Origin of the sequence: Listeria monocytogenes ATCC 19117 (assembly GCF_000307025.1) — a bacterium.
Taxonomy (GTDB): Bacteria; Bacillota; Bacilli; order Lactobacillales; family Listeriaceae; genus Listeria; species Listeria monocytogenes_B.
On the sequence record NC_018584.1, the window covers coordinates 1,137,587 to 1,163,842 of the forward strand.

28 protein-coding genes and 4 pseudogenes are annotated in these 26,256 nt (G+C 35.8%); 25 read left to right on the plus strand and 7 right to left on the minus strand.

Features of this window, described 5'->3' with window-relative positions:
• Positions 1-10: 10 nt before the first annotated feature.
• The 18 genes and pseudogenes from nadE (at position 11) to LMOATCC19117_RS05695 (ending at position 14,047) form a co-directional block, all read left to right on the plus strand.
• Positions 11-835 carry an ammonia-dependent NAD(+) synthetase gene (nadE, locus tag LMOATCC19117_RS05620; protein ID WP_003727000.1) on the plus strand — a complete coding sequence of 275 codons (825 nt, stop codon included), beginning with the start codon at positions 11-13 and terminating at the stop codon, positions 833-835.
• A gap of 12 nt (positions 836-847) precedes the next feature.
• Positions 848-1,156: a putative quinol monooxygenase gene (locus tag LMOATCC19117_RS05625; RefSeq protein ID WP_003724634.1), complete on the plus strand. Its 309-nt coding sequence runs from the start codon at positions 848-850 to the stop codon at positions 1,154-1,156.
• 59 nt (positions 1,157-1,215) lie between these two features.
• A complete protein-coding gene (locus LMOATCC19117_RS05630) occupies positions 1,216-1,620 on the plus strand; it encodes a PTS sugar transporter subunit IIB (protein ID WP_003724635.1) in 405 nt (134 codons plus the stop codon).
• A gap of 128 nt (positions 1,621-1,748) precedes the next feature.
• A complete protein-coding gene (gene guaA / locus LMOATCC19117_RS05635) occupies positions 1,749-3,305 on the plus strand; it encodes a glutamine-hydrolyzing GMP synthase (RefSeq protein WP_003743862.1) in 1,557 nt (518 codons plus the stop codon).
• A 259-nt stretch (positions 3,306-3,564) separates the two neighbouring features.
• On the plus strand, positions 3,565-6,327 hold the full coding sequence (locus LMOATCC19117_RS05640; protein WP_003734752.1) for a DNA methyltransferase: 2,763 nt from the start codon (positions 3,565-3,567) through the stop codon (positions 6,325-6,327).
• On the plus strand, positions 6,324-8,255 hold the full coding sequence (locus LMOATCC19117_RS05645) for a DEAD/DEAH box helicase (RefSeq protein WP_003734753.1): 1,932 nt from the start codon (positions 6,324-6,326) through the stop codon (positions 8,253-8,255). Before LMOATCC19117_RS05640 ends, LMOATCC19117_RS05645 begins: the two co-directional genes overlap by 4 nt.
• Positions 8,242-9,396 (plus strand): GIY-YIG nuclease family protein, encoded by a 1,155-nt coding sequence (locus tag LMOATCC19117_RS05650; RefSeq protein ID WP_003734754.1) that lies wholly within the window; start codon positions 8,242-8,244, stop codon positions 9,394-9,396. The genes LMOATCC19117_RS05645 and LMOATCC19117_RS05650 overlap by 14 nt, the downstream gene beginning before the upstream one ends.
• Before the next feature lie 390 nt (positions 9,397-9,786).
• Positions 9,787-10,071, plus strand: a complete 285-nt coding sequence (locus LMOATCC19117_RS05655; protein WP_003734755.1) for a DUF3130 family protein — start codon at positions 9,787-9,789, stop codon at positions 10,069-10,071.
• Complete coding sequence (locus LMOATCC19117_RS05660; RefSeq protein WP_003734756.1) at positions 10,072-10,401, plus strand: hypothetical protein; 330 nt, start codon at positions 10,072-10,074, stop codon at positions 10,399-10,401.
• An 8-nt stretch (positions 10,402-10,409) separates the two neighbouring features.
• Positions 10,410-10,568, plus strand: a pseudogene (locus LMOATCC19117_RS15025) (hypothetical protein); the annotation flags it as partial.
• 11 nt (positions 10,569-10,579) lie between these two features.
• A complete protein-coding gene (locus LMOATCC19117_RS05665; protein WP_003726992.1) occupies positions 10,580-10,948 on the plus strand; it encodes a hypothetical protein in 369 nt (122 codons plus the stop codon).
• 36 nt (positions 10,949-10,984) lie between these two features.
• Positions 10,985-11,404, plus strand: a complete 420-nt coding sequence (locus LMOATCC19117_RS05670) for a hypothetical protein (RefSeq protein WP_003724663.1) — start codon at positions 10,985-10,987, stop codon at positions 11,402-11,404.
• A gap of 85 nt (positions 11,405-11,489) precedes the next feature.
• A complete protein-coding gene (locus LMOATCC19117_RS05675; protein WP_003734757.1) occupies positions 11,490-11,963 on the plus strand; it encodes a hypothetical protein in 474 nt (157 codons plus the stop codon).
• Positions 11,953-12,390: a hypothetical protein gene (locus tag LMOATCC19117_RS05680; protein ID WP_003734758.1), complete on the plus strand. Its 438-nt coding sequence runs from the start codon at positions 11,953-11,955 to the stop codon at positions 12,388-12,390. Before LMOATCC19117_RS05675 ends, LMOATCC19117_RS05680 begins: the two co-directional genes overlap by 11 nt.
• Before the next feature lie 42 nt (positions 12,391-12,432).
• A pseudogene (locus LMOATCC19117_RS15050) lies at positions 12,433-12,533 on the plus strand (hypothetical protein); the annotation flags it as partial.
• Positions 12,534-12,793: 260 nt separating this feature from the next.
• Complete coding sequence (locus tag LMOATCC19117_RS05685; protein WP_003734759.1) at positions 12,794-13,132, plus strand: hypothetical protein; 339 nt, start codon at positions 12,794-12,796, stop codon at positions 13,130-13,132.
• A 16-nt stretch (positions 13,133-13,148) separates the two neighbouring features.
• Positions 13,149-13,602, plus strand: a pseudogene (locus LMOATCC19117_RS05690) (GNAT family N-acetyltransferase).
• Positions 13,592-14,047: a MepB family protein gene (locus LMOATCC19117_RS05695; RefSeq protein WP_003724669.1), complete on the plus strand. Its 456-nt coding sequence runs from the start codon at positions 13,592-13,594 to the stop codon at positions 14,045-14,047. The pseudogene LMOATCC19117_RS05690 and the gene LMOATCC19117_RS05695 overlap by 11 nt, the downstream one beginning before the upstream one ends.
• 13 nt (positions 14,048-14,060) lie before the next feature.
• Here the strand turns inward: LMOATCC19117_RS05695 and LMOATCC19117_RS05700 are convergent, their stop codons facing one another.
• From LMOATCC19117_RS05700 to LMOATCC19117_RS05710, 3 genes and pseudogenes are all read right to left on the minus strand, one after another.
• Positions 14,061-15,083, minus strand: coding sequence for an alpha/beta hydrolase family protein (locus tag LMOATCC19117_RS05700; RefSeq protein WP_003742001.1), 1,023 nt, complete (start codon positions 15,081-15,083; stop codon positions 14,061-14,063).
• Entirely contained in the window at positions 15,056-15,652 is a 597-nt protein-coding gene (locus tag LMOATCC19117_RS05705; protein ID WP_003734762.1) for a GNAT family N-acetyltransferase, read from the minus strand. Before LMOATCC19117_RS05705 ends, LMOATCC19117_RS05700 begins: the two co-directional genes overlap by 28 nt.
• Positions 15,649-16,379 (minus strand): annotated as a pseudogene (locus LMOATCC19117_RS05710) (MerR family transcriptional regulator). The gene LMOATCC19117_RS05705 and the pseudogene LMOATCC19117_RS05710 overlap by 4 nt, the downstream one beginning before the upstream one ends.
• 250 nt (positions 16,380-16,629) lie before the next feature.
• Here LMOATCC19117_RS05710 and LMOATCC19117_RS05715 point away from each other — a divergent pair.
• Both LMOATCC19117_RS05715 and LMOATCC19117_RS05720 read left to right on the plus strand, forming a co-directional pair.
• Complete coding sequence (locus LMOATCC19117_RS05715; protein WP_003734764.1) at positions 16,630-18,345, plus strand: ABC transporter ATP-binding protein/permease; 1,716 nt, start codon at positions 16,630-16,632, stop codon at positions 18,343-18,345.
• Position 18,346: 1 nt separating this feature from the next.
• On the plus strand, positions 18,347-19,993 hold the full coding sequence (locus LMOATCC19117_RS05720; protein ID WP_003734765.1) for an amino acid ABC transporter ATP-binding/permease protein: 1,647 nt from the start codon (positions 18,347-18,349) through the stop codon (positions 19,991-19,993).
• 36 nt (positions 19,994-20,029) lie between these two features.
• On the opposite strand, the gene LMOATCC19117_RS05725 is transcribed toward LMOATCC19117_RS05720, so the two are convergent.
• Complete coding sequence (locus LMOATCC19117_RS05725; protein WP_003734766.1) at positions 20,030-20,338, minus strand: putative quinol monooxygenase; 309 nt, start codon at positions 20,336-20,338, stop codon at positions 20,030-20,032.
• Positions 20,339-20,405: 67 nt separating this feature from the next.
• On the opposite strand from LMOATCC19117_RS05725, the gene LMOATCC19117_RS05730 reads away from it, so the two are divergent.
• The 5 genes from LMOATCC19117_RS05730 (at position 20,406) to LMOATCC19117_RS05750 (ending at position 24,636) form a co-directional block, all read left to right on the plus strand.
• Positions 20,406-20,753: a MerR family transcriptional regulator gene (locus tag LMOATCC19117_RS05730; RefSeq protein WP_003734767.1), complete on the plus strand. Its 348-nt coding sequence runs from the start codon at positions 20,406-20,408 to the stop codon at positions 20,751-20,753.
• A 24-nt stretch (positions 20,754-20,777) separates the two neighbouring features.
• A complete protein-coding gene (locus LMOATCC19117_RS05735) occupies positions 20,778-21,917 on the plus strand; it encodes an immunity 26/phosphotriesterase HocA family protein (RefSeq protein WP_003734768.1) in 1,140 nt (379 codons plus the stop codon).
• A 119-nt stretch (positions 21,918-22,036) separates the two neighbouring features.
• Positions 22,037-22,507 carry a GNAT family N-acetyltransferase gene (locus LMOATCC19117_RS05740; protein ID WP_003724679.1) on the plus strand — a complete coding sequence of 157 codons (471 nt, stop codon included), beginning with the start codon at positions 22,037-22,039 and terminating at the stop codon, positions 22,505-22,507.
• Positions 22,504-22,794, plus strand: a complete 291-nt coding sequence (locus LMOATCC19117_RS05745; RefSeq protein ID WP_003734769.1) for a CPCC family cysteine-rich protein — start codon at positions 22,504-22,506, stop codon at positions 22,792-22,794. The genes LMOATCC19117_RS05740 and LMOATCC19117_RS05745 overlap by 4 nt, the downstream gene beginning before the upstream one ends.
• A 279-nt stretch (positions 22,795-23,073) precedes the next feature.
• The gene (locus LMOATCC19117_RS05750; RefSeq protein WP_014929053.1) at positions 23,074-24,636 is read left to right on the plus strand and encodes a leucine-rich repeat domain-containing protein; all 1,563 of its coding nucleotides are present in this window, start codon (positions 23,074-23,076) and stop codon (positions 24,634-24,636) included.
• 34 nt (positions 24,637-24,670) lie between these two features.
• Here LMOATCC19117_RS05750 and LMOATCC19117_RS05755 read toward each other — a convergent pair whose 3' ends face one another.
• From LMOATCC19117_RS05755 to LMOATCC19117_RS05765, 3 genes are all read right to left on the minus strand, one after another.
• Positions 24,671-25,018 carry a hypothetical protein gene (locus LMOATCC19117_RS05755; protein WP_003724682.1) on the minus strand — a complete coding sequence of 116 codons (348 nt, stop codon included), beginning with the start codon at positions 25,016-25,018 and terminating at the stop codon, positions 24,671-24,673.
• A 64-nt stretch (positions 25,019-25,082) separates the two neighbouring features.
• Positions 25,083-25,655, minus strand: a complete 573-nt coding sequence (locus LMOATCC19117_RS05760) for an ATP-dependent Clp protease proteolytic subunit (protein WP_003724683.1) — start codon at positions 25,653-25,655, stop codon at positions 25,083-25,085.
• 130 nt (positions 25,656-25,785) lie between these two features.
• Positions 25,786-26,193, minus strand: coding sequence for a VOC family protein (locus LMOATCC19117_RS05765; RefSeq protein WP_003721540.1), 408 nt, complete (start codon positions 26,191-26,193; stop codon positions 25,786-25,788).
• Between the last annotated feature and the right edge of the window lie 63 nt (positions 26,194-26,256).

The window sequence follows — 26,256 nt, forward strand, 5'->3', positions numbered from 1 at the left end:
AGGAATTATAATGGAAATCAGAGAAAGAATTTTAGCAGATATGCAAGTGGCAGAAACGATTGATGCACACGAAGAAATCCGAAAAAGTGTCGAGTTTTTAAAAGCATATTTAAAAAAGAATACGTTCTTAAAAAGCTTTGTTCTTGGGATTTCTGGGGGACAAGATTCGACTTTAACAGGAAAACTAGCACAGATGGCGATAAGCGAAATGCGAGCAGAAACGGGTGACGATGAGTACCAATTCTTCGCTGTGAGCTTGCCATACGGAACGCAACTAGATGAATCGGACCGTCAAGATGCACTGAACTTTATGGAACCAGATAATCGTTTAACCGTAAATATTAAAGCTTCAGTGGATGCGAGTGTTGCGGCGCTTGCGGAAGCGGGAGTGGAACTATCTGATTTCGCTAAAGGTAACGAAAAAGCGCGCGAACGGATGAAAGTACAATACGCAATTGCAGCGATGCATAAAGGCGTAGTAGTTGGAACCGATCACTCCGCAGAAGCAGTTACTGGCTTTTATACGAAATACGGCGACGGTGGAACGGATATTAATCCACTATTCCGCTTGAATAAAAGACAAGGCAAGGCGCTTCTTAAAGAGCTTGGCTGCCCAGAACATCTATATTTGAAAAAACCGACAGCAGATTTAGAAGATAATAAACCGGCACTTCCTGATGAGGTCGCGCTTGGTGTGACTTATGACCAAATTGACGATTACTTGGAAGGTAAGGAAGTTCCAGCAGATGCTGCAGCAAAAATTGAGAACTGGTTTATTAAAACCGAACATAAACGCCATATGGCAATTACTATATTTGACGATTTCTGGAAATAGGAGGCTGTTTAAATGAAAGTTGGTTATGGTTTATTAACTGCATTTTATACACATCCAGGAGAAAAAGATAATTTAGTGAAAATTTTGCTTGAAGCGGCTGAAGGATTGGATGATTACAACACGTGTATTCAGTATATTGTCAGCGAATCTGAAACCGAGCCAGACACGGTGTTTGTTTCTGAAATTTGGGTCGACAAAGGGCATCATGCAGCATCACTTGATAACCCAGCTGTACAAGAAACCATTGCACGCGCAAAACCGATGATAAAAGAAATAAAACAAATACAAGAATTAGACATACTCGGTGGAAAAGGCATATAATTTTAACAACAAGAATGATTCTGGGGCTCTCCTGGAATCATTTTTTGGAGGGATGAGAAATGAAAACGTTGATGATTGTTTGTGCTGGTGGTGCGACGTCGAGTTTAATGGCGCAAAATGTCGTGAAAAGCGCGACGTCAGAAGGAATGGACGCTGTTCTACTATTTCCAGATGATGTGAAATATAAAGATAGTTTTCGTGAAAAATACAGCGAGCGGGATTTGGTTGTCGTGATGGGACCAGTCGGCGCAATTACAGCTGGGAAATTCCGTGATTATAAAGAACAGGTTGACGCGGTTTTAGTAGCACCACAAGTGAAATATATGTACAAAACAGTGGAGGAAGTATTAGGCGAACTAAGTATTCCTTGCGCTAATATTGATTCACTCGATTTCGGTCGGATGCGTGGAGATAAGATTCTCACGCAAGGTCTAGCCTTAATGGATGCGAAAAATTCCAAATAAGGTGTTGCAACTTTAGAGGGGAAACGTTAAAATGAAAGAAGATGAAAAGGACAAGTGATTTGTCCTTTTCTTATATTATTGTGAAGTAACCGCGATTTTGCGGTTTCATTTTATAGATAAGGGTGGTTTTGTTTAAAATTATGAAAGACTTTACCGAGCAAGAGAAAATTATCGTTCTAGATTTTGGTAGTCAGTACAATCAACTAATTACGCGCCGCATTCGTGAGTTCGGTGTGTATAGTGAATTACATCCGCATACTATTACAGTTGAAGAAATGAAAGCACTAAATCCAACGGGGATTATTTTTTCAGGAGGACCTAACAGTGTGTATGACGAAGATGCCTTCCGCGCTGACGAAAGAATCCTTGACATGGGAATTCCGATTTTGGGAATTTGTTACGGCATGCAATTAATGACAACGCACTTCGGTGGCAAAGTAGAACGTGCGAAAGACCGCGAATACGGGAAAGCGGACATTCACGTTGAGAAGCCAAACCGTTTATTTGCTGGACTACCAACCGATCAAGTTGTTTGGATGAGTCACGGCGATTTAGTCGTTGAGGAGCCTGCTGGTTTTGAAGTAACAATTACTAGTAAATCTTGCCCAATTGCAGGTATTGCGGACGAAGAACGTTCACTTTACGGCGTGCAATTCCACCCAGAAGTACGTCACTCAGTTTACGGCAACGAATTACTGAAGAATTTTGCATTAAATGTTTGTGGCTGTAAAGGCGACTGGACAATGGAGAACTTTAGTGAAGTAGAAATTGCTAAAATCCAAGAAATCGTAGGCGACAAAAAAGTCTTGCTTGCCCTTTCTGGCGGCGTAGATTCCTCTGTTGTTGGTGTGTTAATTCATAAAGCAATCGGCGACCAACTAACTTGTATTTTCGTAGACCATGGCCTTCTTCGCAAAGGGGAAGCTGACCAAGTAATGGCAACATTACAAGGCGAATTCAACATGAACATCATCAAAGTAGATGCGAAAAAACGCTTCATGGACAAACTTGCTGGCGTTTCTGACCCAGAGCAAAAACGTAAAATCATCGGTAACGAATTCATTTACGTATTCGACGATGAAGCTAACAAACTAGACGGCGTAGAATTCCTAGCTCAAGGAACACTTTACACAGACATCATCGAAAGTGGTACAGCAACTGCCCAAACAATCAAGTCTCACCACAATGTAGGCGGCTTACCAGAAGATATGCAATTTAAACTAATCGAACCATTAAATACACTTTTCAAAGATGAAGTTCGCGCACTAGGAACAGAACTTGGCATGCCTGACGCAATCGTTTGGCGCCAACCATTCCCAGGCCCAGGCTTAGGAATCCGCGTTCTTGGCGAAATTACGGAAGAGAAATTAGAGATTGTCCGCGATTCTGATTACATCTTGCGTGAAGAAATCAAAAACGCAGGTCTAGAACGCGAAATCTGGCAATACTTTACTGCTCTTCCAAATATCCGTAGCGTTGGTGTTATGGGTGATGGCAGAACATATGACCATACTGTGGTTGTTCGTGCGGTGACGAGTATTGATGGTATGACAGCCGATTGGGCACGTATTCCGTGGGATGTACTGGAGAAAATTTCGGTACGGATTGTGAATGAAGTGGATCACGTGAATCGTGTTGTTTATGATATTACGAGTAAACCACCAGCTACGGTTGAGTGGGAGTAATGAATAAAATAAAATGCCATTTTTACGCTGATTTAATAGGGATTTACGATTTATAGGAAGGTTGTTTTTAGTTAAAATTAATTGGTTCCCCGCCAAAAATTAGTGAGGTTAAAAAAATGCTTTTATCATATAGTGATAAAGGCATTTTTTTTGTTAGCTATTAAAAATAATATCGCTTCTTCTTCAATCAATACTAGAAAAACTTACAAATTTTGTTATAATTATTATAATACTAGCTGAATAAAGGACTGTAGATCAAATGCCAAAGAAAAATTTATTATCTATCACGGAAATTGAAGATAGAGCTAAAATAATAATTGAAAATTTAAATGAAGAAACTTTTATTGAAGAGTTTTTAGGACTTTTTGATATTCCTAAAACAAGTACCACACGTGCAGGATCCAGTAAAGGTGATTTTTTGATTCGAAATAAAGTTCGTTATCGAAAAGTTGAAAATAATCCACTACGCGCTATTGATGAAATCGAGCAAGAAATTGTATCGCAAAATAAAAAACCTCGCTATCTCATCACAACTGATTTTGAAATGCTTTATGCTAAAGATACAAAAACTAATGATTCTCTTGCTATTCACTTTGAAGATTTACCAACTTCTGCAGAGTTTTTCCTTGCATGGAATGGAATTGAGAAAGTAGATTACCAAAAAGAAAACCCAGCGGATATAAAAGCGGCGGAGCGTTTCACAAAACTTTATGATGAATTGGTCAAAATCAATCCAGAGCTTGCAAAAAAAGAAACTGACGGCAAATCCTTCAACCTATTTCTAATTCGTTCACTTTTCTTGTACTTCTCTGAAGATACAGAAATTATCACTAAAGGTTCTTTTACTAATATTCTTAAAATAAGAACTGAAACCGATGGAAGTAATCTAAATTCAGTCATCAAAGAATTATTTTTAATTTTAGATGTGCCCGAAAAACAACGATACGATATGCCTGATTGGTTGAAAGAATTTCCATACGTTAATGGCAACCTTTTCAAAGAACCACATCATGATTTAAACTTTAGCACCTTTACCCGGAAACTACTCATCGAAGCTGGAGAATTGCTCAATTGGAATGAGATCAATCCTGATATTTTGGGGGCAATGATTCAAACTGTTGCAAACAAAGAAGAACGTCAAGTCTCAGGCATGCACTACACGAGTGTGCCAAATATCATGAAAGTGATTAAACCACTATTTTGGGATAATATTCAAGCAGAGTACCAAAGGCTATCTGACCGTGCAGATGATTACAAAGACCGTGATATTACCGAAAAACAAAGACGAGAACAACAACGAGATATTATCAAACAACTGGGTCGCTTGCTTGAGCGAATGAGTAAAATTAAGTTCTTAGACCCTGCCTGTGGTTCTGGCAACTTTTTGATTATTACCTACATAGAGCTTCGAAGACTTGAAATCCAAATCCTTGTTAAAATCCGTGAAATTCAGGAAGCTTTAAATGAAAAGGATGTTTATCAAGGAGAATTACTCAAACGATCTAAGATAAGGCTCAACCAATTCTCAGGTATTGAGCTTGATGATTTTGCGCATGAGGTAGCTAGACTTTCTCTTTATATTGCTGAACATCAAATGAATGTAGAAATGATGGAATCTTTAGCTGACTATCAACCTAGAATCTTTCCTCTTCAAGAATCAGGAAATATTGTACACGGTAACGCCTTGCACATGGATTGGAATAAAGTTCTCACACACGAGGCAAAAGATGAAGTCTATATTATGGGAAATCCACCATATATTGGTAGCAAACGACAAACTGAAGATCAAAAGCAGGAAATAGATACTTTGTTTTTAAATGTTCATAATCATCGACAGTTAGATTATATTTCTGGTTGGTTTATCAAAGGAGCTAAATTTATTCACCAAGCCAATGCAAAACTTGCATTCGTCACTACTAACTCTATCAACCAAGGACAGCAGGTTGCCGTACTTTGGAATGAAATATTTAAATACAATGTTGAAATAAATTTTGCTTACACTTCATTTAAATGGGCTAACAGTGCAAGCAATAATGCAGGTGTTACAGTTGCAATTATTGGAATTTGCCCAATTGAGGCAAGTGAGATTAAATATTTATTTGATGAAACTGAGGTTGCAAGAACCGTAAAGAGTATAAATGCTTACTTGGTAGACGGAGAAAATATTCTAGTTTCAGAAAAAAAAAGCCCTATATCTGATATACCAATAGTTGATTATGGAAGTATGGCTAATGATAATGGAAATTTGATCTTTAATACTATTGAGTATTTTGAAATTATTGATAAATATCCTGATTTGGGAGCAGTTATAAAAAAATTCATTGGCGGAAAAGATTTTATAGATGGTAGTTATAGGTATGCTTTATGGATGACCAAAAAAGATTTTGAGAAGTACGCAGATAACCAATTAATAATAAAAAGAACAACTGCTGTAAAGGAATATCGGCAAAATAGTAAAAGGAATTCCACTAAAGAACTATCAAAATATCCTTATCGCTTTGGGGAATGCAGATATGAAGATAAAGATTATATACTAATCCCGAGGACATCATCAGAGTCTCGTGAATATGTGCCAATGGGATATTTCACAGATCGATCAGTGGCCTCAGACTCTGCGGTGGCAGTCTACGGTGCCCCGATCTGGCTCCTCGGTATCCTACAATCTCGCATGCATATGACTTGGCTTCGCTCAGTTGGTGGGAAAATGAAAACGGATTATCGCTATTCAGCAGGCATGGTTTACAATACTTTCCCAATTTCCAAGCTTTCAACCCAACGTAAAAATGTCCTTGAAGAAGCCGTTTTAGAGATGCTGGATGTCCGTGAGGAAGAAGGTGGTACACTTGCTGAGCTATATGGTGGCGCGAATAAACCTATGAACGCAAGATTACGCGAAGCACACGAAAAGATTGACGGCATTGTGGAACGTGCTTATAAGCAAGAACCTTTCAAATCCGATGAGGAACGATTGAATGTACTGTTGAAGCTTTATCAAGAAATGGTAAATGAGGAGAAAAAATGACATCAAATATTTTTGAAATTAATTATAATGGTACTGGACAAAGCCAAAATACAAATGCGTTAGGAATGCGTGAGATGCAGGCGCGTGTCTATGAAAAACGTACATCTCAATATCTATTAGTTAAAGCTCCCCCTGCATCAGGGAAATCACGCGCTTTGATGTTTGTAGCTTTGGATAAGCTCGCAAATCAAGGCATAAAAAAAGTAATTATTGCAGTTCCAGAACGTTCAATTGGAAAATCTTTTCAAACCACAGAACTAGCAAAATTCGGCTTCTTCTCTGATTGGATTATTAATCCCAAAAACAATCTCATGGATCGTGGAACAAGTGAAAGTAAAGTGTCTCAGTTTGTTAATTTTATTCGTTCAACAAACTCAGAAGATAATATTATGGTTTGCACCCACGCGACTCTACGTTTTGCTTTTGAAAAATTGAATGATTCTGACTTTGACAATGTTTTACTTGCCATTGATGAGTTTCATCATGTATCACAAGATGATAATTCTGTTCTTGGTAATGCGATGCGTAAAATTATGGGAAATTCTTCTGCGCATATCATTGCAATGACAGGTTCCTACTTTCGAGGTGATTCAGTACCAATTTTAGAGTCTACTGATGAGCAAAAATTTGATAAGGCAACCTATACTTATTTTGAACAACTTGAAGGTTATAAATATCTAAAGAGTTTTGCAATGGGCTATAGCTTTTATCGAGGTCGTTATACTGATGCACTTTCAGAAGTTTTGGATACCTCAAAGAAAACAATTATTCATATTCCAAATGTAAATTCCGGCGAATCCACCAAAGATAAATATGATGAAGTTGACCGTATTCTAGAAGAATTAGGTGATGCAAAATTTGATGAAAAATCAGGGATTTGGCTACTAACTGGAAAATATGGACGAGTATTAAAAATTGCTGATTTGGTTAATGAAGAAGGTCGTGAAAAAGTTCAAGAATATATCCGAAATATGTCTAAACTAGATGACTTGGACATTATTATTGCACTTGGTATGGCAAAAGAGGGATTTGACTGGCCTTTCGCAGAATATGCTTTAACAATTGGTTATCGTAATTCATTAACTGAAGTTGTGCAAATTATTGGGCGCGTGACTCGTGATAGTTCAAATAAAACTCATGCACAATTTACCAATTTAATTGCTCAACCAGATGCTCAAGATGATGAGGTCATGTTTGCGGTTAATAATGTCATGAAAGCAATCACTGCAAGTCTTTTGATGGAATCTGTATTAGCTCCAAACTTTAACTTTAAGCGTAAAGATAATGATGACCAAAAATCAAAAGGAACAGAAATATTCATCAAAGGTTTAAAAGAGACCAGTACTGAGCGTTCAAAAAATATTATTCAAAACGATTTGAATGACTTGAAAGCGACTATTTTACAAGACAGTCAAATTCAGCAAGCTATTGCTGCCGGTGTAAGTGCAAAAGTGATTAATAAGCAACTTGTACTGCGAGTGATAATGAATACCTATCCTGATTTGTCAAATGATGAGACTGAGGAAGTTCGTCAGCACTTAGTTGCACAAGCTGTCATTCAGTCTGCGGAACATGAAGAAGGAACAGGCGGGAATCAATTTCTTAGAATGGCGAATAAATTTATAAATATTGATGAAATTGCAATTGATTTGATTGATGAAGTAAATCCCTTCCAGCGTGCCTATGAGGTTATTTCAAAGGAAATTGATGCACCAACTTTACGCTTTATCCAAGATTATATGGATGGTATAAAATTCACTTTTTCTGAAGATGAATTAGTTATGTTGTATCCTCAAATTGTTCAATTTAAAAATGAAAATGGTAGAATTCCAGATAAGTCTAGTTCAGATCAATACGAGCAAAGATTAGCCTATGCTTTATTACGTTTGGAGCAACTAAGAAGAGAGAGACAAGATGGACAAGCTTAATCTTAAGGATATTTTTTCTGACCCAATCTTTGATGAATTAATAGCTGAAACTCCTAAGAAACAAGTTAAGCGAATTGACCCAGAACTTGAAAAATTTCAAGAGATTATCGAATGGATAAAAAATCATGATGGAAAAGAACCAGAAAAATCTCGTGATATGACCGAAAGAAAAATATTTTCCAGACTTAAAGGCTATCGTGACAAGCCAGAAATGATAAAGAAGTTCGCTGAGATTGATGAACTTAACTTGCTTGATAGTAAAAATACGGTTTTAGAAAATTCGATAAAAAGTCCAAAATCTCTTGATGATATTCTTAATGATGATACACTTTTTGAGAAAAAAGATAAAGTTGATTCACTGCTTGACTTGTCAAGATATAAGAGAACAATTAGCGCAGCTGATAAATATAGCGTTCGGAAACATGCTAGCCATTTCGAACGATATGAACCTCTATTTAGGCTTGTTCAAAAAGAAATCGCAAATGGCACTAGAAAAATAATTCCTGTTGATACTGAAAACAACATTAAACCAGGTAAGTTTTATATTGATAATGGGATTCTGCTTTACATCCTATCCGTAGGTAATTATTATGAAGATAAACATGGTCATCGTAACGCAAAGCTTCATCTTATTTATGAAAATGGAACTGAAAACAAAGGGATTTTACTGAGATCATTTGCATCAAATCTCTTTGACAGAACTCGTCATGGTCGAATGGTAACCGAAGTAATGAGTGATGTTATGGGAGACACAACCGTTGAAGAAAGAGTTGCTGAATATCTGACTACTGGATATATTTATGTAGTCAGATCTCTTAGCTCAAATCCTGAAATATTACAATATAAAAGTCTTTATAAAATTGGTTTTGCTGCTGGAAGTGTTGAAAAACGAATTGCTAATGCTAAAAATGAAGCGACTTACCTATATGCACCTGTGAAAATTGTTGCAACATGGGAAGTTCAAAACTTTAGTGGTCGGAAACTTGAAACAGTCATTCATCATAGATTTGAAGCTAAGCAAATACAAATCTCTATCCCAACAGCAAATGGAAAAATTGAAAATCCTAAAGAATGGTATTTAGTTTCTTTGGATGAAATTGAAGCAAGTATAAATGATATCATTGTGAAATTGAATAGTTAATTCAAATTTATGATAGTTGTTAAAGCATCCTTGCCATAATGGTGATGATGCTTTTTTGGCCAAAGCTACGCTGGCATCTTGTTGACTATTTTTACCAAATACATAACAATTTAATTCATCGGGTGGTTGTGGAGTATGATATAACATTGTGGATTGTAATAGATTTAGCAAGTCTACTGCTAATTTGTAATAAGATTCTTATGTCTATCCGTCAGAGAAAAGTTGACTTTAACTAAATGATATTGATTTTTGCATTTCAGATCATAAAGAATATTCTTTGACATCAATTATTTACAATGCCATTTTCAATGCTACTAAATGACAATCCAAAAAAATGTCATTATAATAGAACCATGATACAACCTTCACATACAGAAAGGGAAAACAACCATGACAAAAATTCGTATTAATAAAGAAAAAATGATTAATCATGCCACAACCCTAGGTGATAGTGCGGGGAAATTAGATTACTATCCTTTGAAAAATGAAAACATGAGTTATACGCAAACAAATTCTATCCACCTTTTTCGGGAATCATTACTTGAACTGTTTGAAGGCATCGAAAATTTAGGATCTGTTGCACAAGATGATGCTACTCGAATCAAGCAAATGGGGGAAGCTTTTGCAAAACAAGATAAATCCATCAGCCAGAAGATGAATTTGGAGGTGCGTTAAGTGGATAAACGTACCCAAGAATTAGGTGAAATAAAAAAAGAAATGGAGCGAGAAGATGACGCTCTATACGCGATTAAAAATAAAATTAGACATTTAGAGGACGTGGAAGAAGATATTCATCAAGCTAGACGTGAAATCGATGACATCCTTTACCATATGAAAGAAGTTTGGCGAGGAGAACACGCAGAGGATACTTTTTGGCAAATAGAAGACGAGGTAAATCATTACAACCGGAAAACTGCTTGCATGACTAACGATATTCATACCGAACTAAATAATGAGCAAAAAAAGCATCGACAAAATCTCCACGCGCTCGAAACTAAACAATAGGATATTAAAAAGGAGATGACGTAGCTACGGCTACGAAGCCGACTGTAGAAAACTTATACATCGCTGGGACTAAACAACTTACGGGTTTTGGGCGTGAATATGAATACTTTCTACAACATGGTTATACTTATGATGTAAAAACAAGTACAATGAAGTTGAAGAAATGAGGAATTCAAGCATGAAATTAGACGATAATGCAAAAGAAATAATCCTTAAAAAAAGTGAATTTCTACTCCAAAACAATTTTAAATTAATAGAAATAACGGATGCTACTATCACATTTTCAAACAAGAAAATTGCTTTTGTCATCGGTTATGAAAGATATGATAATGTAAGTAATATTAATATAAAGTTTTTGGAAGAAAATGAAATGTTTAATCTTGGATGGATTGCTTTTGTAAGAAGAAATCAGATACCGCTCCCTCAGAATAAATTAGATAATATATTAGAGTTACTTGATTATGCTGAAAAAAATTATGCTAAAGTTATTAACTTACAATTTTGCCAAGAAAGTAGAGGAATGGTAGAAGACTTCTTGAAAGAGTAATAACTGGAATTATAGTAAAAAAAGGACTGTAATCAATTGGATTTTCACAAAGAAGTTGAAAAAATATTCAAAGGATATGAGCAAAATTATCAATTGAAGCTAACTAAAATAAATAATAATGAAGTTGCTTTCATCGGAGAAGATTATGCTTTAGGTATAGGATGGAGCGCGGACGGGATAGATTTGCATTATTTCAAACTAAATAATTCGGTGCTCTGTAAATTTAGTTTGGATAATTTATTGAATAGAAAGCTAACTCAAATCGAAAGAGAAGGGTTACTTCCAAGTGAAACAATTTACAAGAAAATAATTAATGAATTAATAATCTGCGAAAGAGTATTCAATAATCATTTTCAAGAATTGCTACGGGGTGAAACATTAAGCGACTATGGAAATAAAGAATTTGTTTCGAATTTGGAGAAGAGTATTATTGAACGTGAACTATTGACTCGATAATAATGCATATTAGGAGAACCGCATTATTCCTATGAATTTGATTGCATAAAATCTTAATACAAAAATAACAAAGTTGGTGGAATTAATGGAGTTTAAGCACGAAGTAGAAAATAACTTTGCGGATATAATTCAAGAATATCAATTTAACTTAATTAAAGTAAATGAAGACGAAATAATGTTATTACATCCTAATTATGCTCTAACTATTTGGAAAAGTAGAGAAGGTATTGATATTTATTACCTGTTTCTTCATAGCTTAGAAAAAGTGAAAATAACCAATTTCTTATTTTCAAATTATGAAAAAGATTTGTTAGCCAATATAACTCCTGCAAATAATTTGGTCGACAAAATTTCTAATAGCTTACTTATTCATGCAAGAGGTTTAAGTAAATATTTCCATGAATTGTTATCTGGTCAAAATGACTGGGTAAAGGAGTTTAAAGGGAATAAGTTTTATAATGAGCCGAGAGCTATTAACAAAGACGAGTATTCAGCCTATCAAACTATTATAAAAAATATCAATGGCAAAAAAATTGAAGGATTTCAAAATGAAATATGAAGCTGATTTTATAAATAGATTCAAATCATTAATAGAAGAATTCCAGTTAAATTATAAAGTTATATCTGAAGAGGAGCTAGCACTTTTTGGTTCAAATTTTGCGCTTGTTTTTTTGATTCATTTTGATGAAGTTTCTTTGAATTTTGTATGCCGTGATAAAGATAATTCGCTTGTCAGTTATGATGTATGGTCTTATTTTTTGCATGTCTTTGATGATAAAGATAAGGAGAATTTGCCAAAATATAATTCTGTGCAGGAACGGGTTGATATTTCGTTTTTAATACTTGCAAGAGGTCTTCCGCGTCATTGGAGTAGTGTGCTTAATGGAGATGATAAGTGGTTGGAAGATTATGAGCGATATGAATTAGCCAGTGTTCCTAGAGAAGTAATCGGGTACTTAAAGGATAGTTTGAGTTTATATATTTAACCAAGAAATGTTGAGAATGTAACAGCAAAGAGGAGTTCAACCATGAAAATAGACGGTAACTCAAAAGAAATAATCCTTAAAAAAGTGAATTTCTACTCCATAATAATTTTAAATTAATCGAAATAAAAATAACGGATGTCACAACTTATTAATTAGAAAAGCTCCCTAAAATCTCTTTTTATTTCACAAATAATAATGTACTATGAAAACATGGGAGATTCAAATACGAGAGGAGAAAAGAAAATCAATCATACACAAAAGGGTAAAATTGATTTCACTTTCTTTGTGTTTATGCTTTTAACCTTTAATAATTCAAAAAACATCAAGGGATTTTTGTATTTAGAACAACAACGTATAAACAGCAGTGTAATCCAGCACAATAATTTTAAAGGAGCGTAACTTTATGAACGAATTTCCAGTTGTATTTGAACCAGAGTTTATGACAATTTATTTACTTGTTATCATCGGTATATTTTCTACAACACTGGCTTTATCGCTTGAAAAATATAAGTTTACTATAGCGGGGAAAGCGTTGATTGGGATGTGCTTTATATCCCTGTTCGTATTATTTGTTTATATATGGGTGGGGGGGATTTCTTCAGAAACAAACGAATTAATCATGAGCCCTATTGGGATTCTCAGTGTATTGCTCTTTACTACACATCCATATATTTTCTTAATACTTGCAATCTTGCTCGGCGGGGAAAAGAAACCGCCACATGTGCCCAAACCTAAAAAATAAATAGGAAGTTGAAAAAATGATACTTATAAATAAACGAGCGAAAAAACAAGATTACCAGACAATTTTAGCGATTTGGGAAAAGTCAGTTATTGCAACGCATGATTTTTTAGCTGCGGAAGATAGGCAGTTTTACAAAGAACAAATTCCTTTGTTTCTAGATAATGTGGAACTGTTCTTATGGTTCGCTGGTGAAGAGGTTGTTGGTTTTAGTGGGACGAGCGAGCGGGAACTAGATATGTTGTTTTTAGAGCCGATAGCTACGGGTAATGGTTATGGGAGTCAAATTCTTAGTTGGCTAATAGAAAATAAGCAGATAAATTTGGTGGATGTGAATGAACAAAATGAAAATGCCACGAGATTTTATTTGAAGCATGGATTTGTGGTTTCTTCTAGAAGTGACGCGGACGGTTTTGGGAAGCCTTATCCAATTCTTCATTTGCAACTGAAGGGAGAGAGTTAATGGAGTATGAACAGCTGTTACAAAGCGAACTTGGTGAACTTGAAATAATTCGGGAAGAACTACAAAACAAAGAATATCGAGGAATGATTGTAAAAACGGCTAAAGATGGGACAATGACTCGTACGCGTTTGGCGAAGAAAACGGATAAAAAGGCAGGGTACTTTGTTGCTTTTTGGGAGAAAGATGAATTTGGTAAGAATTGTCCTTTTGATGAGAATGATAGCGCTGATTTTTTATGTATTGTTGTTATTGATGATGATTTGAACGGTATATTTGTTTTTCCAAGGCAGTGTTTAATTGAAAAGGGAATTTTAACTAGTGAAGCTGGTATTGGAAAAATGGCTGCTAGATTTTATCCAACGTGGTGTCAGGATTTAAATAAAACAGCGAGAAAAACGCAAGCTTGGCAACAGGCGTATTTTAAAAATTATTCTATAAGAAAAGAAGACCATTAATTGGGTCTTCTTTTTATTGTTTAGAAACTACTTGCACGCAGTAATCTAAGTAAGCATCGTCTACTAGAAAATATTTTGGAACCATTAAGCCAACAATATTGATGAGTAGTTCTGAATTAGCGATGGCAGGATTAATCATTTGATGCGAGACATTTGGGATGGTTTGGGTTTCTAGGTTTTCTTTTTTGATTTGTTGGGTGTAAACTTCTTTTGTTTCTGCTGAATCAACATTTTTATCTTTTTCAGCTAAGACGAGGTAGATTTTTGCTTTTACTTTTGAAAGGTCTAGGGTGGCATCTTGGTTCATGTTTTTGCGGATATAGTTGTAGCGATCTGGGGTCATTTTTTCTTTACCGCCATTTTGTTTGTAGCTTTCGTAGGTTTTGTTTTTAGAAATAAGGGCGCTGTCGGTGAGGAAATTTTGTTGTGCTTGCTTGACTTCTTTCGTTGTTTTACCAGCGTCTTTCGCTTGCCAGCCAGTGTTGTATTCTCCTTGACGCATCCAGTTAATAGCAGGTGCGGCAAGGATTGAGAAAGCAATCTCATTATTTGCATTCATTGCTTTTGGGATCACCCAGCCGGCTTGACTAGCGCCCCATAAGCCGATTTTGGTGGTGCTATCAGGATACTTCACTTTCATCCACTCAATAACTTGGTTGACTTCGTTTGCGCGGTCTTCCATGGACTGATTTAGCCAATTGCCTGAGGAGTTACCAACGCCTAATTTATCCCAAGAAACAGATATATATCCTTGTTTGGAAAAGCGTTCCATTAGCGGTCTATAGCCACCGTTTTGAGTTGCTTCTTGTGCCCCGTCACCATGAACAAACACAATAATGCCTTTTGGTTTCTCGTGTTTTGGAGTTGTCACGACCGCAGAAAGTTTTCCACCAGTAGTTGGGATTGTGACTCTTGTTTCGTTCATTTCGAAATTATTTCCGATGAAAAGAATCGCTACTAATATGACGATGATTGCGCTCATTACGATAGTTATTTTTTTCCAACGTTTCATTGTATCCACTCCATTTTTCGCCATTCTTTGATACCGGTGAGTACTCCCATCAATGTGCTATTTTCTTTTTGAATCACTTGGAAGCCTAAATTTCTATACAGCTTGTAGGCACGATTATTGTTCTTGGCAACGTATAGAGTAATCTTTTCATCATGAAAGGTTTCTAGGCAATGAGAAATTAGCGTTTTTCCAATACCTTGACCACGAAAATTTGGCGAAACGGTTATAAAGTCAATATATCGTTCATTTTGAACAGGTTTGTGTGATAGAAGACTGAGTAAGAAAATTAATTTGAGGCACTGTGAAAATGGTAAAAATTTTCTTAGGTTTTGATATAGCTTTTGATGTGAGTCACTCTTGCCCGTTACAAACATGCAACCGCAAACTAGCTCATCTTGTATTGCAATTAGTAGGTTTTCGCCTTTTTCTGTATAAATGTAATGGCAAAAAGCATATATAATGTCATGTGCTTCTGTTTCTTTGAATAGCATTTTTGTGAACTTTGATTTGAACCCTGCGAAAACTAAAGACGCTATTTCTTCAATGATGCAATCTTTTTCAAATGAATCGATGCTTTTAATAGAAAGGGTCATAGCGGCACTTCCAGCGGCACTTCCATTGTGTAAACCATTGCGTCCGGATAGGCGAGTGAAGGATAGATGTTTTCGTATAATATCATGCTTGTTCTAGGATATTTTAATTCTTCCAAAAATAGTTGGATTTGCGCTTCAACAGTTGCTTCATCTTTAGCAATAAAAGATTTACAAGCATATTCGACAGCTGGAAAAGTATAATCACTTCTTTTTTTAATGGTTTTAAGGCAGATTGCTCCAGTGTCTTGTTTGGAGAAAATGTAAAAAGGTTCCTCTAAATCTGGTAAATTGTGTTTTGCAGCTTGGGAGTAGTTGATAGTGTTATGATCAATTATTTGGTTAGGAACTTTTTTAAAATAACGATTGTCTTTAGCTACAAAAGTGATTTCATTTAAACGCATTTTTTTTGCGAATGGATGATTTTTTGAATCGTTTTCTGAATTCCTACTAACTCTTCTATTTTTTGTTGCAAATCTTGTTCAGCCTGCTCTAACATGGGAGTCACTTTTTCACCAAGCAAACTTTCTTTGATTTCTTGAATAGAAAAGCCAATTTTTCTAAAAAGAATAATTTGATATAAACGGTAAATATCCGTTTCTTCAAAATAATAATAGCCATTTTCAGGATTTCTTTTAGGAACTAGAATACCTTCATCAATATAATGACGGATTTTATATTTAGATATTTGAAAAAGTTGCGCGATTTCGCCACTGGAAAGAGTATGCATCTGAAAACCTCCTTGTGATTTAGTTTTAGTATAAACTATGTGGTTACCACGCGGTCAAATAAAAAAAATAAATGACAATGAGAATCATTATCAAACGCTGATTTTTGTGATATAATAAACAAAGATTTATTAATGGGGGTTAGCAAGCAAATGGGAAAAGTAGTATTGAAAATGGCTTATACTGCCGAAAAATCAAAGAAAGTATTAAGGTATCTTGAAACGAACCTTAATGTAACTCGGGGGAAGTACAATGATTGATAAGCGTTTGTTTCAACTGGTTGAAAAGAAATCTTTAGTGTTATTAATTCTTTTTCGTGTGCTTAGTTTAGGGCTGATGATTGGTCTTTGGTTTGTTTTTGCTCAACAATTAACGCATTATTTAGAGGGCCAAAGTGTCGATTGGTTATGGCTTATTGGAACGGTTTTAGTCGTTTTAGTTGGCAAAGCGATACTTACAAAATTAGCGGAGAAACAAATTTACCAAGCATCGGCGGAATTGCGTTTATCAATGAGGCGCGCTGTGATGGAAAAAGCTTTTCGGTTAGGCAACAACGAAGGACAGCTACCGGCATCAACTTTAACGCAGCTCGCGGTAGATGGGATTGAACAATTAGAAATTTATTATTCGCGTTTTTTACCGCAATTATTTTATTGTCTCATCGCTTCTTTGATGATTTTTGGAAGTTTAGTTGGATTTGCGTGGCAGCCGGCGATTGTGCTATTAATTTGTATGCCGATGATTCCGATAGTTATTATGGCAGTGATGAAAATTGCTAAACGGATTTTGAGTGGTTATTGGTCGGATTATACGAATTTAGGAACCAAATTTCATGAAAATTTAAGTGGCTTGAGTATTTTGAAGGCTTATGAACAAGATAAATATAAGCAAGAGGAAATTGTTTCTGATGCGGAACGTTTCCGTAAAGCTACAATGAGTTTGTTATCGATGCAACTGAATTCAATTACGATTATGGATATTATTTCGTATAGTGGAGCGGCACTTGGTATCGGTATGTCGTTAATTATGTTCACAAATGGGAATATAAGCATGACTGGCATGTTGATGTTCTTACTACTAAGCGCCGAATTCTTTATTCCAATGCGTCAACTCGGATCTTTATTCCATGTGGCGATGAATGGGATTAGTGCTTGTAGTAAATTATTCGCTTATTTAGAGTTAAAAGAGCAAGTTTATGGCTCAGAAGAATTAGCTAAACCGTTAGAAAAAATGGAAGTTCGTCATTTGACATATACATATGAAGAGGGTAAAGCTAAAGCACTGCAAGATATATCAGTAAATTTCAATAAAGGAAGTTTTTCAGCACTTGTCGGAAAGTCTGGTTCAGGAAAAAGTACATTTGTCCGAGTATTATTAAATCAATTACCTGGTTATCAAGGGGAAATTGTTTGGAATGATGTACCGTTAGCTAGTTTGAGCGGGGAAACTATTCGTAAACAAGCTGTGTTAGTAGATAATCATGGTTATCTTTATGCAAATAGTATTCGGGAAAATTTATTAATTGGTAATCCAGCTGCTAATGATAGCGATTTATGGAATGTTTTGGAGCAGGTTAGTTTGGCTGATTTTGTTCGGAAGTTACCCGAGCAATTAAATGAGAATTTAGAAGAGAATGGAAGTAATTTATCTGGTGGGCAAAGACAGCGATTGTTACTGGCGAGAGCATTGCTATGTCAAGCGGAAGTCTATGTTTTCGATGAAATTACGTCTGGTGTGGATTTGGAAAGTGAAAAAATTATTCTTTTGGTGTTGCAGAAATTAGCTAAAGAAAAAATCGTGCTCTTTATTTCGCATCGCTTATATAATGTTTTGGATGCGGATCAGGTACTCGTTTTTGATGCGGGGAAATTGCTGGAAGTGGCGAGCCCAGAACGATTACAGCAAGAATCTAATTACTTCAAAAACTACTTTTTAGAAGAAGAAGCATTGCTGAAAGGGGGAGCATGACATGTCAGAATGGACAATTATTGGCTGGTTGTTAAAGTTTGTTAAGCCATTACGAGGAAAGATGGTTTTGGCGATTTTACTTGGTATTATTAGTAATTTATCGGTTATCATGATTTCTTTAATCGGTACGTATGGCATTATCACGGTAATTTTACAGCAGCATCTGAATCCTTATAAATGGCTCTTTGTAATGGTTGCTTGTGGGGTGGTTCGCGGTTTGGCACGATATTCGGAACAGTATTTAAATCATAATATTGCCTTTCGTTTGCTTGCAATTATTCGTGAACGTATTTTTGCGACTTTGCGGAAACTAGGACCTGCTCGTTTATCTGGAAAGAAAAGTGGTGATTTAGTTGCTGCGATTACAACAGATGTCGAGGCCTTGGAAGTGTTTTTCGCGCATACTATTTCACCAGTTTTTATAGCACTAGGTACGACGATTGTAACTGTTGGCTTTTTGGCAAGCTATGATGTTGGTTTAGCGCTGATACTTTTGTTAGGACAAATCTTGGTTGGTGTCGTTTTGCCAGTGATTAGTTATAAACGAAATAAAAAAATCGGAACGGCTTATCAACAAGAATTCGTTGGGCTCAATCAAATGGTAATGGAAAGCATTGCAAGTTTACAAGATATATTCCAGTTTAAATTGGGCGAAGAGCGTTTGAGTAAATTAGAAACACAAGGTGAAAAGCTCAATAAGCAGTATAAAAAAAGAATAAAACAAGGAAGCGAACTCCAAATATTTGGTGAATGGGTGCTAATTGGTACGGCGACTTTAATTTTAGTGCTAGGTAGTCTTTGGCAATTACCGCTTGAAACAGTATTAATTGGAACTGTGCTTAGTCTGAGCTCTTTTGGATCGGTATTGGCATTAAATGCTTTAGGAACAGCTCTGTTAACTACTTTTGCTAGTGGTAAGCGATTATATACATTAACAGAAGAAAAACCTGTGGTATTATTTAACGGCCAGCTTGAACTATCGGATTTTGAAAGCGCGGAGTTAGATAAAGTGAGTTTTAGTCATGATGGAAAACAACCACTTTTAAACGAAATTTCGCTAGCGCTTCCTAAGGGAAAATGGCTTGGCGTCGGTGGGGAAAGTGGCAGCGGGAAAAGTACCTTAGTAAAACTACTGATGCGTTACTGGGATCCAAAAGGCCAGATTAAATTAAATGATAAAGAACTCCCTGAAATTACAGAGTCTTCGCTTCATAGGATAGAAGGTGTAATGGAGCAAAGTACGTTTTTATTTGAAGACACACTTGGTAATAATATTCGCTTAGGGAAAAAAGATGCTACTTTGGAAGAAGTTAAAGAGGCGGCCCGAAAAGCTGCTATCGATACATGGATTGAGACTTTGCCAGAAGGTTATGACACGATCATTGGCGGGCAATCACGAAATTTATCAGACGGCGAACGCCAGCGGATTGGCTTAGCTAGACTATTTCTCCATGATGCTCCCTTATTTTTATTAGATGAACCAACAAGTAATTTGGATTACATTAATGAACAAGCGATTTTAAACACGCTCCGTTCAGAAATTCAAGATAAAACGGTGCTGGTAATTTCTCACCGGGCCACAACATTAGACTTGGCTGAAGAACAATTATTTATAGAAAATGGTGCATTGAAACGTGCAGCAAAATAATAAAAACAGCTTGTATAAATTACAAGCTGTTTTTATTTATAAATTTACCTTCTCTGAGCTTTCGAAAAATTCAACCGTGTCAAGTTTCGCTGCAAAAAATTCTTTTGTATAGTTCTGTTCGTGATGATAGTAAAAGGCATCCTGATTCTGCCAAATTTCCCACAAAGCAAATCTGCCGAGTGCACTTTCTAAAGGAACAATCTCGAATAAAACACAACCGGGTTCTTTCACCGTTTTAGCGCGTAACGCCTCCAAATGTTCGACTAGCTGTTCATAAGAAACTTTCCCGGTAGTTTGAATAACTGCTGTGCAATATAAATAATTTGCGTTTTCTTTTAAATACATTTCTTCTCCTCCTTTGACTATGTTAAGCTTAAGGTATGGAGTACACCCGATAGCAAGGAGGAACTAGATGTATATTAAGGATTTTGCCACTAAAACGGGGCTTTCGATTGATACGCTTCGATATTATGAGGAAGAAAAATTATTAATACCTGCTAGAAATGAAAAAAATTATCGTGTTTATACGGAAGAAGATTATTGCTGGGTACAGCTTTTACTTAAAATGAAGCAAACAGGGATGACAATAACAAACATTAAAAATTTTGCTGCATTACAAAAGCAAGGAGACATGACACTTCCAAATCGGATAGAAATTTTAAATAATCATATGAAAAACTTGTACGAGCAACAGAAAGATTTGGCAGAAACAATTTCCTTTGTGGCTAAAAAAGTGGATGGATATCGAGAGAAGTTATAAATACAACAGGAAAGGCGAGTAGAGATGATTAATAATGAGATACGAGAAGTGATCGGATTACATCAAATTAATGAAAATGATCAGAAATTGACTGTGGAAAATGCAGAAGTAATCATCAGAAATCATGTGCTGATAAAATTGATTCTTAATCAAGCTGATTGCTACAAAGAAATCGATTATAATCTAGAGCTTACAGATACAAATGAATTAGTTGGCCGAAAAAATGCAAAACCAAAAGCATTGACGACAAAAACAATTTTAAAAGCTAAAACCAAAGAATTAAGGTTGAAAATAAATAAAATCAGTCATCGAATAGAGTTAAAACTAGGTGTTCAGCATTTTGAAAATATCTATTTTGAGAAAAGGATGCTTTTAACGAAAGAAAATGTACAAGAAAAAATTGCTGCAAATTATGGAAGTGATTGGTTGAGCATATTAGATAAAGCAAAGCTCAAAGTGAAAACGAGACAAACCATTCAGCAAGGTTCCATTTTTTCTTATCCAATTGGAAATGAATATGGTTTCGGGCTTGTGATTGGTTGTTTTCAGGCGTTTCGGAAACAAAAAATAATGCCTCAAGATAGCTCGCATTACCTCCGATTGATGATGGGAGTTCCGCTTGTTATTCGTAGCTTTAACTATACAAGTAAACAAAATACAGTTGATTTATTACTTTTGAAAAAACAGGAGCTCTTAAATCCGGAATTTATTATGGATGATTTAGTGTTGCGTGGGGATTTTCCGATTATTGGTAGGGTAGATTTGGAAGAAGCGGATATTTCCTTTCCAATGAATTTTTCTTTTAATGGAGTGTCTACAACGTATGCCGGTTATCAAGCAATAGGTGAACCAGATAGGGATATTATTAAAAAGTACGAGGAGGAAATTACCGTTAGATTTGATTGGGGATTTGGAAGCAAAACGATGCCTGCGAAAGAATTTTTGAAGAGAAGTAGTGGGAAAGAGTCATTTCTACCTTATTCTGGATTAGGAATGACCCCAATTGCTGGATATTCGAAAAAGTTAGTTTCTCCTAAATCCATCTTTTCAGAAGAGGAACTAAAGCAAATTTATGCGGTTTTAGATATAAACGGGGAAATGTCGTTTGATGATTTTAATGAAAATTATAACGGCCTTACCGCTCAAAATATTTTATCGATTTGATGGCTTTAGTGGTACTAATTAAAAACTTTCCCAATTTGCACCAAATGATAACATTGTAAAATGCAATCATCAAGTTCATTAGTGAACTTTTAACTACCAAGTAAACAAGGAGGAATTTCATGGAAATCACTTTACAACAACCTACCTCAGCTGACTTTTCCTTCATTGAATGGTTATGGGGAGATTTGGCAACGACAGAAGTACTCGGTGGGCCATTTTCTTTTCCTGAAGAAATGCGAATGGACTGGCTCAAGTCAAAATCTCAAGCGAGCAATGCTTATTTTATTATAAAAAAAGGTATAGAATCTGTTGGTGAAGTTAGCTTTCGTGATTTTGAAAAAGGGACAGCTCATTTAAATATTAAAGTGGCTGCATGTTACCGGGGCCAGCGAATCGCTCAAAAAGCTTTGCAATTATTCTTGGATTTTTTTCAAACTGATTGCGGTGGAATAGTTATGTTGGATGAAGTTAGACGGAAAAATGAAGCAGGCATTGGGTTTCTCGTGAAAGCTGGTTTCGAAGTTATAGAAGAAAAAGAATGGACGATGGTGCTCAAATGGAGTGCTCAAGCAGAAGGAGGTTTTGAATGAGTAAAGAAAGATGTGCATGTTGTAACTGTTTAACAATTGATGTTAGAGGCGAGTTTGAGATTTGTCCGATATGTTTCTGGGAAGATGAAGGTTATTTTGTCTTTGATAAGGAAGAGATTTATTCTCGCTATCAAGATATTTTCTCGATAGAAGATTTGTTAAATATTCGCTCTAGTGCTAACAATGGTTTAACGTTATTAGACGCACGACAAAATTTCAAACTGTTTGGTGCTTGTGAGGTGGCAATGAAAAAATATGTAAGAGAGCCAAATGCAGAGGAATTATAAAAAATGAGCAAGTAAGTTAGATTTAAAAGCCTAACTTACTTTTTTAGTAGTTAAAAAAGCTGATTTCTTATATTGGTTCATTTTTTAGACATATTTTAATGAAAAATAAATGGGTATGATAAGTACGGTGAAAGCAATGTTACCAAGGGTGAATGGGAATTAGCTTCCGAATAAAAGGAGGGAAAATAATTTCCTGAAACAAGAAAAATTGCCTCCTTATTCTGTTGATTTGATTATATAAACAGAGTATTATGTTGGTTGACAATCAAGGAGGATACTATGAAAAAAACTATCAAGATTACAACCAGTTTACTTTTGAGCTTTGCTTGTGTATTTAGTATTGGGGATTTTACTAAGCCACATACAGTCGAAGCAGAAACAGTCTATTCGCTTACAGATTCAAAGCCGATTAATGAAATTTTTCCTGATCCAAAGCTCGCGCAAGTTGTAGCAAATTGGTTAAAGCTTCCCTCTGCAACTAGCCCAGTTACGCAAAACCAATTGAATACAGTTAAATCTTTGCACTTTGATTCAAAAGGTGTTCAAAGTCTTGAAGGAGTAGAATATTTAAAAAATCTCACACAAGTATTTGGCTATGGTAACCAAGTGAGTGATCTAGGGCCATTAAGTAATTTAACGCAACTAGAAATCATTCAGATGCCAAGAAATCAAATAAGTGATTTAACCCCAATTGCGAATTTGACAGCATTAATGTCACTTGATTTTGAGTTTAATAACTTACAAACGATTGAACCGATAAAAAATTTAACGAACATGTTAGAACTGAATGTTAGCGCCAATCCTATTTCGGATATTAGTGCCGTTAAAAACATGACACAACTGGAATTTTTGACTATAAGAGACTGTGAGGTAAGTGATTTATCGCCAGTCGAAAATCTGTCTAATATGCTGATGTTTTGGGCGGGGAGAAATAATATTAGTGATATTACCCCACTCAAAAATATGTCCAAACTGCTTGGTTTAAGTTTATTTGGGAATCAAATCAAGGATGTGAGTGTAATTAAAAATCTTACTAGCCTTGAAGACTTCGATATAAAAGCGAATCAGGTGAGCGATATTAGTAGTTTAGCAACATCAACTACACTCGAGACATTAACTCTTAGTTTCAACCAAATAATTGATATTTCGTCCCTGAAAAATTTGACCAATTTAACTAGGTTAGAACTAGAGAATCAAACGCGTGTATTAGATGCGGTTGAGGTAGATGATCCATTGATTTTACCCGCTCCAGTAATTGATGAAAATGGCAGCAGAGTACAACCGACAAAAGTAAGTCATGCGGGTATTTATGCAAATGGCGAGATTACATGGGAAGGGTTGCAAAGTAATTATATTCTAAATTACGAGTATAATTTACCCGTAGCAATTGGTTCGTTAACAACAACGTATTCTGGTAAAATTACGCAGCCACTGTTGGAGAAGCCTGTTAATCCGATTACCCCGGTAGATCCGGTAGATCCGGTAGATCCGGTAGATCCGGTAGATCCGGTAGATCCGGTAGATCCGGTAGATCCGGTAGATCCGGTAGATCCGGTAGATCCGGTAGATCCGGTAGATCCGGTAGACCCAGTAGACCCAGTAGACCCGGTAGACCCAGTCACTCCAGTAAACCCGTCAAATCAAGTAAATCCAATTGATCCAGTGAAATCAGTTCTTCAAGTTACTGAAACTTTAATGAAACAGACTACTTCTGTTAATACGATAGTAGCTAAAGATAATAGAAATTTACCGAAAACAGGGGATAGTGGAATGCATTCTAGTTTAGTTAGTGGTTTAATGCTAGCTGTTTCTAGCGTGATTTTATTACGAAAACGAAAATAAAAAAAGGAATTTGGCTTTTAGTCAAATTCCTTTTCTATACGATTTTTGTACCTTGGTGAAAGGTGAGTTTCCACGAGCCATTTTCGATAATCCAGACGTTGCTTCGCATTGTATAGCTATTTTCACTTGTGTTTTTCAATTTATAATAGGATAAGACCTTCGTTTCGTCTAAAATTTTTATGTCATAATCCATGATTTCTAAACTGCTATTGCCAAGTGTTGTTAGCGATTTGTAATAGGAAAAGTCTTTAACAACACCGTTTTGTGTGATTTCAATATAAGATTCGCTTAAAATAGCGATAATTTCGGACATGGAGTGACGGTTTTCGAGTGATAAATGAATTTGATCAAGTTTTTGAAAATTTTCTTTCGTTAATTTCATTTTAAGTCCTCCATAAAGGGAATAAAAAAGGTTCACTTCATTTTGTAAGTGAACCTTTTGGTTTTTATTTTAAGCCATCGCGATTTTCGATGATTTCATTTACGATGCCGTAATCTTTTGCTTCATTTACAGAAAGCCAGAAGTTGCGGTCTGTATCTTTGGAGATTTTTTCGTATGATTGACCGGTTGCTTCAGCGATTAGGCGATTAATTCTTTCGCGCATCCGGATAATTTCTTTTGCTTCGATTTCGATTTCTGTGCTTTGACCTTGGACACCGCCAGCAGGTTGGTGAATCATATAGCGCGTATTTGGAAGGCTAAAGCGATTTTCTTTTTCGGCAGCTAAGTAAATGGTAATGCCGGCACTTGCAACCCAACCAGTTCCAACGACTTTTACTGTCGGTTTAATAAATTTAATCATATCATGAATCGTGTCACCAGCTTCGACGTGTCCGCCTTGGCTATTAATAAAAATCGTAATTGGATCATTGCTAATAGATTCAAGTAGTAAAAGTTGCTTAGAAACGTCCTCGGCTAACTCCTGATTGATTTCCCCGTAAATTAACACTGTGCGTGTATCAATCAATTTTTGGGTAAGGATGTTTGTGATGTTTTCATTCTTTGTATTCTCTGCCATGAAAAAATTCCTCCTTAAAAAGCCTTAGTTTATTTGTAATACAGGTATCTTATCATAATGGTCGAAAATGGTCAAACATTTTGAATATAAAAAAGAAAACGCTTTAGGACGGCGTTTTCTCTTCTTAATTTTATACGAATGCGAGTTGCCAAGTAATGCCATATTTATCCGTAACCCATGCCACTTTTCGAAGCGCTTCTACTGCTTCTGGCCCCATCATAACTGTACCTTCTTTAGCCAGTTTTTCAAAAAGAGTGTCAAATTCATCTTCCGTATCTGCAAAATAAAGGGTTGTAGTGGCCCAGCTAAAGTCAGGGGAGGCGTTGTTAGTCATGTCCATAATCATGAATGATGCACCTTTTATTTCAAAAGTAGCATTGAGAACCTTGCCAATATCGCCGCCTTGCTCTGGTTTTGTAAAGTAAGTTAGTCCGATTTTTTTCGCATCGGGGAAAGTGTCTAAATAAAAATTAAATGCTTCCTCGCCATTGCCGTTAAACGTGAAAAATGTGGAGATTCGTTTTGCTTGATTAAACATTTATTTTACCTCCTTTTGAATTATTTTAACTATACCCGAAAAATGTTTCAATTATGTGTTAAA

Excerpts from the sequence above, each read along its gene's own strand:
- nadE (WP_003727000.1), top strand. The coding sequence starts at position 11 with ATGGAAATCAGAGAAAGAATTTTAGCAGATATGCAAGTGGCAGAAACG.
- LMOATCC19117_RS05625 (WP_003724634.1), top strand. The coding sequence starts at position 848 with ATGAAAGTTGGTTATGGTTTATTAACTGCATTTTATACACATCCAGGA.
- LMOATCC19117_RS05630 (WP_003724635.1), top strand. The coding sequence starts at position 1,216 with ATGAAAACGTTGATGATTGTTTGTGCTGGTGGTGCGACGTCGAGTTTA.
- LMOATCC19117_RS05640 (WP_003734752.1), top strand. The coding sequence starts at position 3,565 with ATGCCAAAGAAAAATTTATTATCTATCACGGAAATTGAAGATAGAGCT.
- LMOATCC19117_RS05645 (WP_003734753.1), top strand. The coding sequence starts at position 6,324 with ATGACATCAAATATTTTTGAAATTAATTATAATGGTACTGGACAAAGC.
- LMOATCC19117_RS05650 (WP_003734754.1), top strand. The coding sequence starts at position 8,242 with ATGGACAAGCTTAATCTTAAGGATATTTTTTCTGACCCAATCTTTGAT.
- LMOATCC19117_RS05655 (WP_003734755.1), top strand. The coding sequence starts at position 9,787 with ATGACAAAAATTCGTATTAATAAAGAAAAAATGATTAATCATGCCACA.
- LMOATCC19117_RS05665 (WP_003726992.1), top strand. The coding sequence starts at position 10,580 with ATGAAATTAGACGATAATGCAAAAGAAATAATCCTTAAAAAAAGTGAA.
- LMOATCC19117_RS05675 (WP_003734757.1), top strand. The coding sequence starts at position 11,490 with ATGGAGTTTAAGCACGAAGTAGAAAATAACTTTGCGGATATAATTCAA.
- LMOATCC19117_RS05680 (WP_003734758.1), top strand. The coding sequence starts at position 11,953 with ATGAAATATGAAGCTGATTTTATAAATAGATTCAAATCATTAATAGAA.
- LMOATCC19117_RS05685 (WP_003734759.1), top strand. The coding sequence starts at position 12,794 with ATGAACGAATTTCCAGTTGTATTTGAACCAGAGTTTATGACAATTTAT.
- LMOATCC19117_RS05695 (WP_003724669.1), top strand. The coding sequence starts at position 13,592 with ATGGAGTATGAACAGCTGTTACAAAGCGAACTTGGTGAACTTGAAATA.
- LMOATCC19117_RS05700 (WP_003742001.1), bottom strand. The coding sequence starts at position 15,083 with ATGGCGAAAAATGGAGTGGATACAATGAAACGTTGGAAAAAAATAACT.
- LMOATCC19117_RS05705 (WP_003734762.1), bottom strand. The coding sequence starts at position 15,652 with ATGACCCTTTCTATTAAAAGCATCGATTCATTTGAAAAAGATTGCATC.
- LMOATCC19117_RS05715 (WP_003734764.1), top strand. The coding sequence starts at position 16,630 with ATGATTGATAAGCGTTTGTTTCAACTGGTTGAAAAGAAATCTTTAGTG.
- LMOATCC19117_RS05720 (WP_003734765.1), top strand. The coding sequence starts at position 18,347 with ATGTCAGAATGGACAATTATTGGCTGGTTGTTAAAGTTTGTTAAGCCA.
- LMOATCC19117_RS05725 (WP_003734766.1), bottom strand. The coding sequence starts at position 20,338 with ATGTATTTAAAAGAAAACGCAAATTATTTATATTGCACAGCAGTTATT.
- LMOATCC19117_RS05730 (WP_003734767.1), top strand. The coding sequence starts at position 20,406 with ATGTATATTAAGGATTTTGCCACTAAAACGGGGCTTTCGATTGATACG.
- LMOATCC19117_RS05735 (WP_003734768.1), top strand. The coding sequence starts at position 20,778 with ATGATTAATAATGAGATACGAGAAGTGATCGGATTACATCAAATTAAT.
- LMOATCC19117_RS05740 (WP_003724679.1), top strand. The coding sequence starts at position 22,037 with ATGGAAATCACTTTACAACAACCTACCTCAGCTGACTTTTCCTTCATT.
- LMOATCC19117_RS05745 (WP_003734769.1), top strand. The coding sequence starts at position 22,504 with ATGAGTAAAGAAAGATGTGCATGTTGTAACTGTTTAACAATTGATGTT.
- LMOATCC19117_RS05750 (WP_014929053.1), top strand. The coding sequence starts at position 23,074 with ATGAAAAAAACTATCAAGATTACAACCAGTTTACTTTTGAGCTTTGCT.
- LMOATCC19117_RS05755 (WP_003724682.1), bottom strand. The coding sequence starts at position 25,018 with ATGAAATTAACGAAAGAAAATTTTCAAAAACTTGATCAAATTCATTTA.
- LMOATCC19117_RS05760 (WP_003724683.1), bottom strand. The coding sequence starts at position 25,655 with ATGGCAGAGAATACAAAGAATGAAAACATCACAAACATCCTTACCCAA.
- LMOATCC19117_RS05765 (WP_003721540.1), bottom strand. The coding sequence starts at position 26,193 with ATGTTTAATCAAGCAAAACGAATCTCCACATTTTTCACGTTTAACGGC.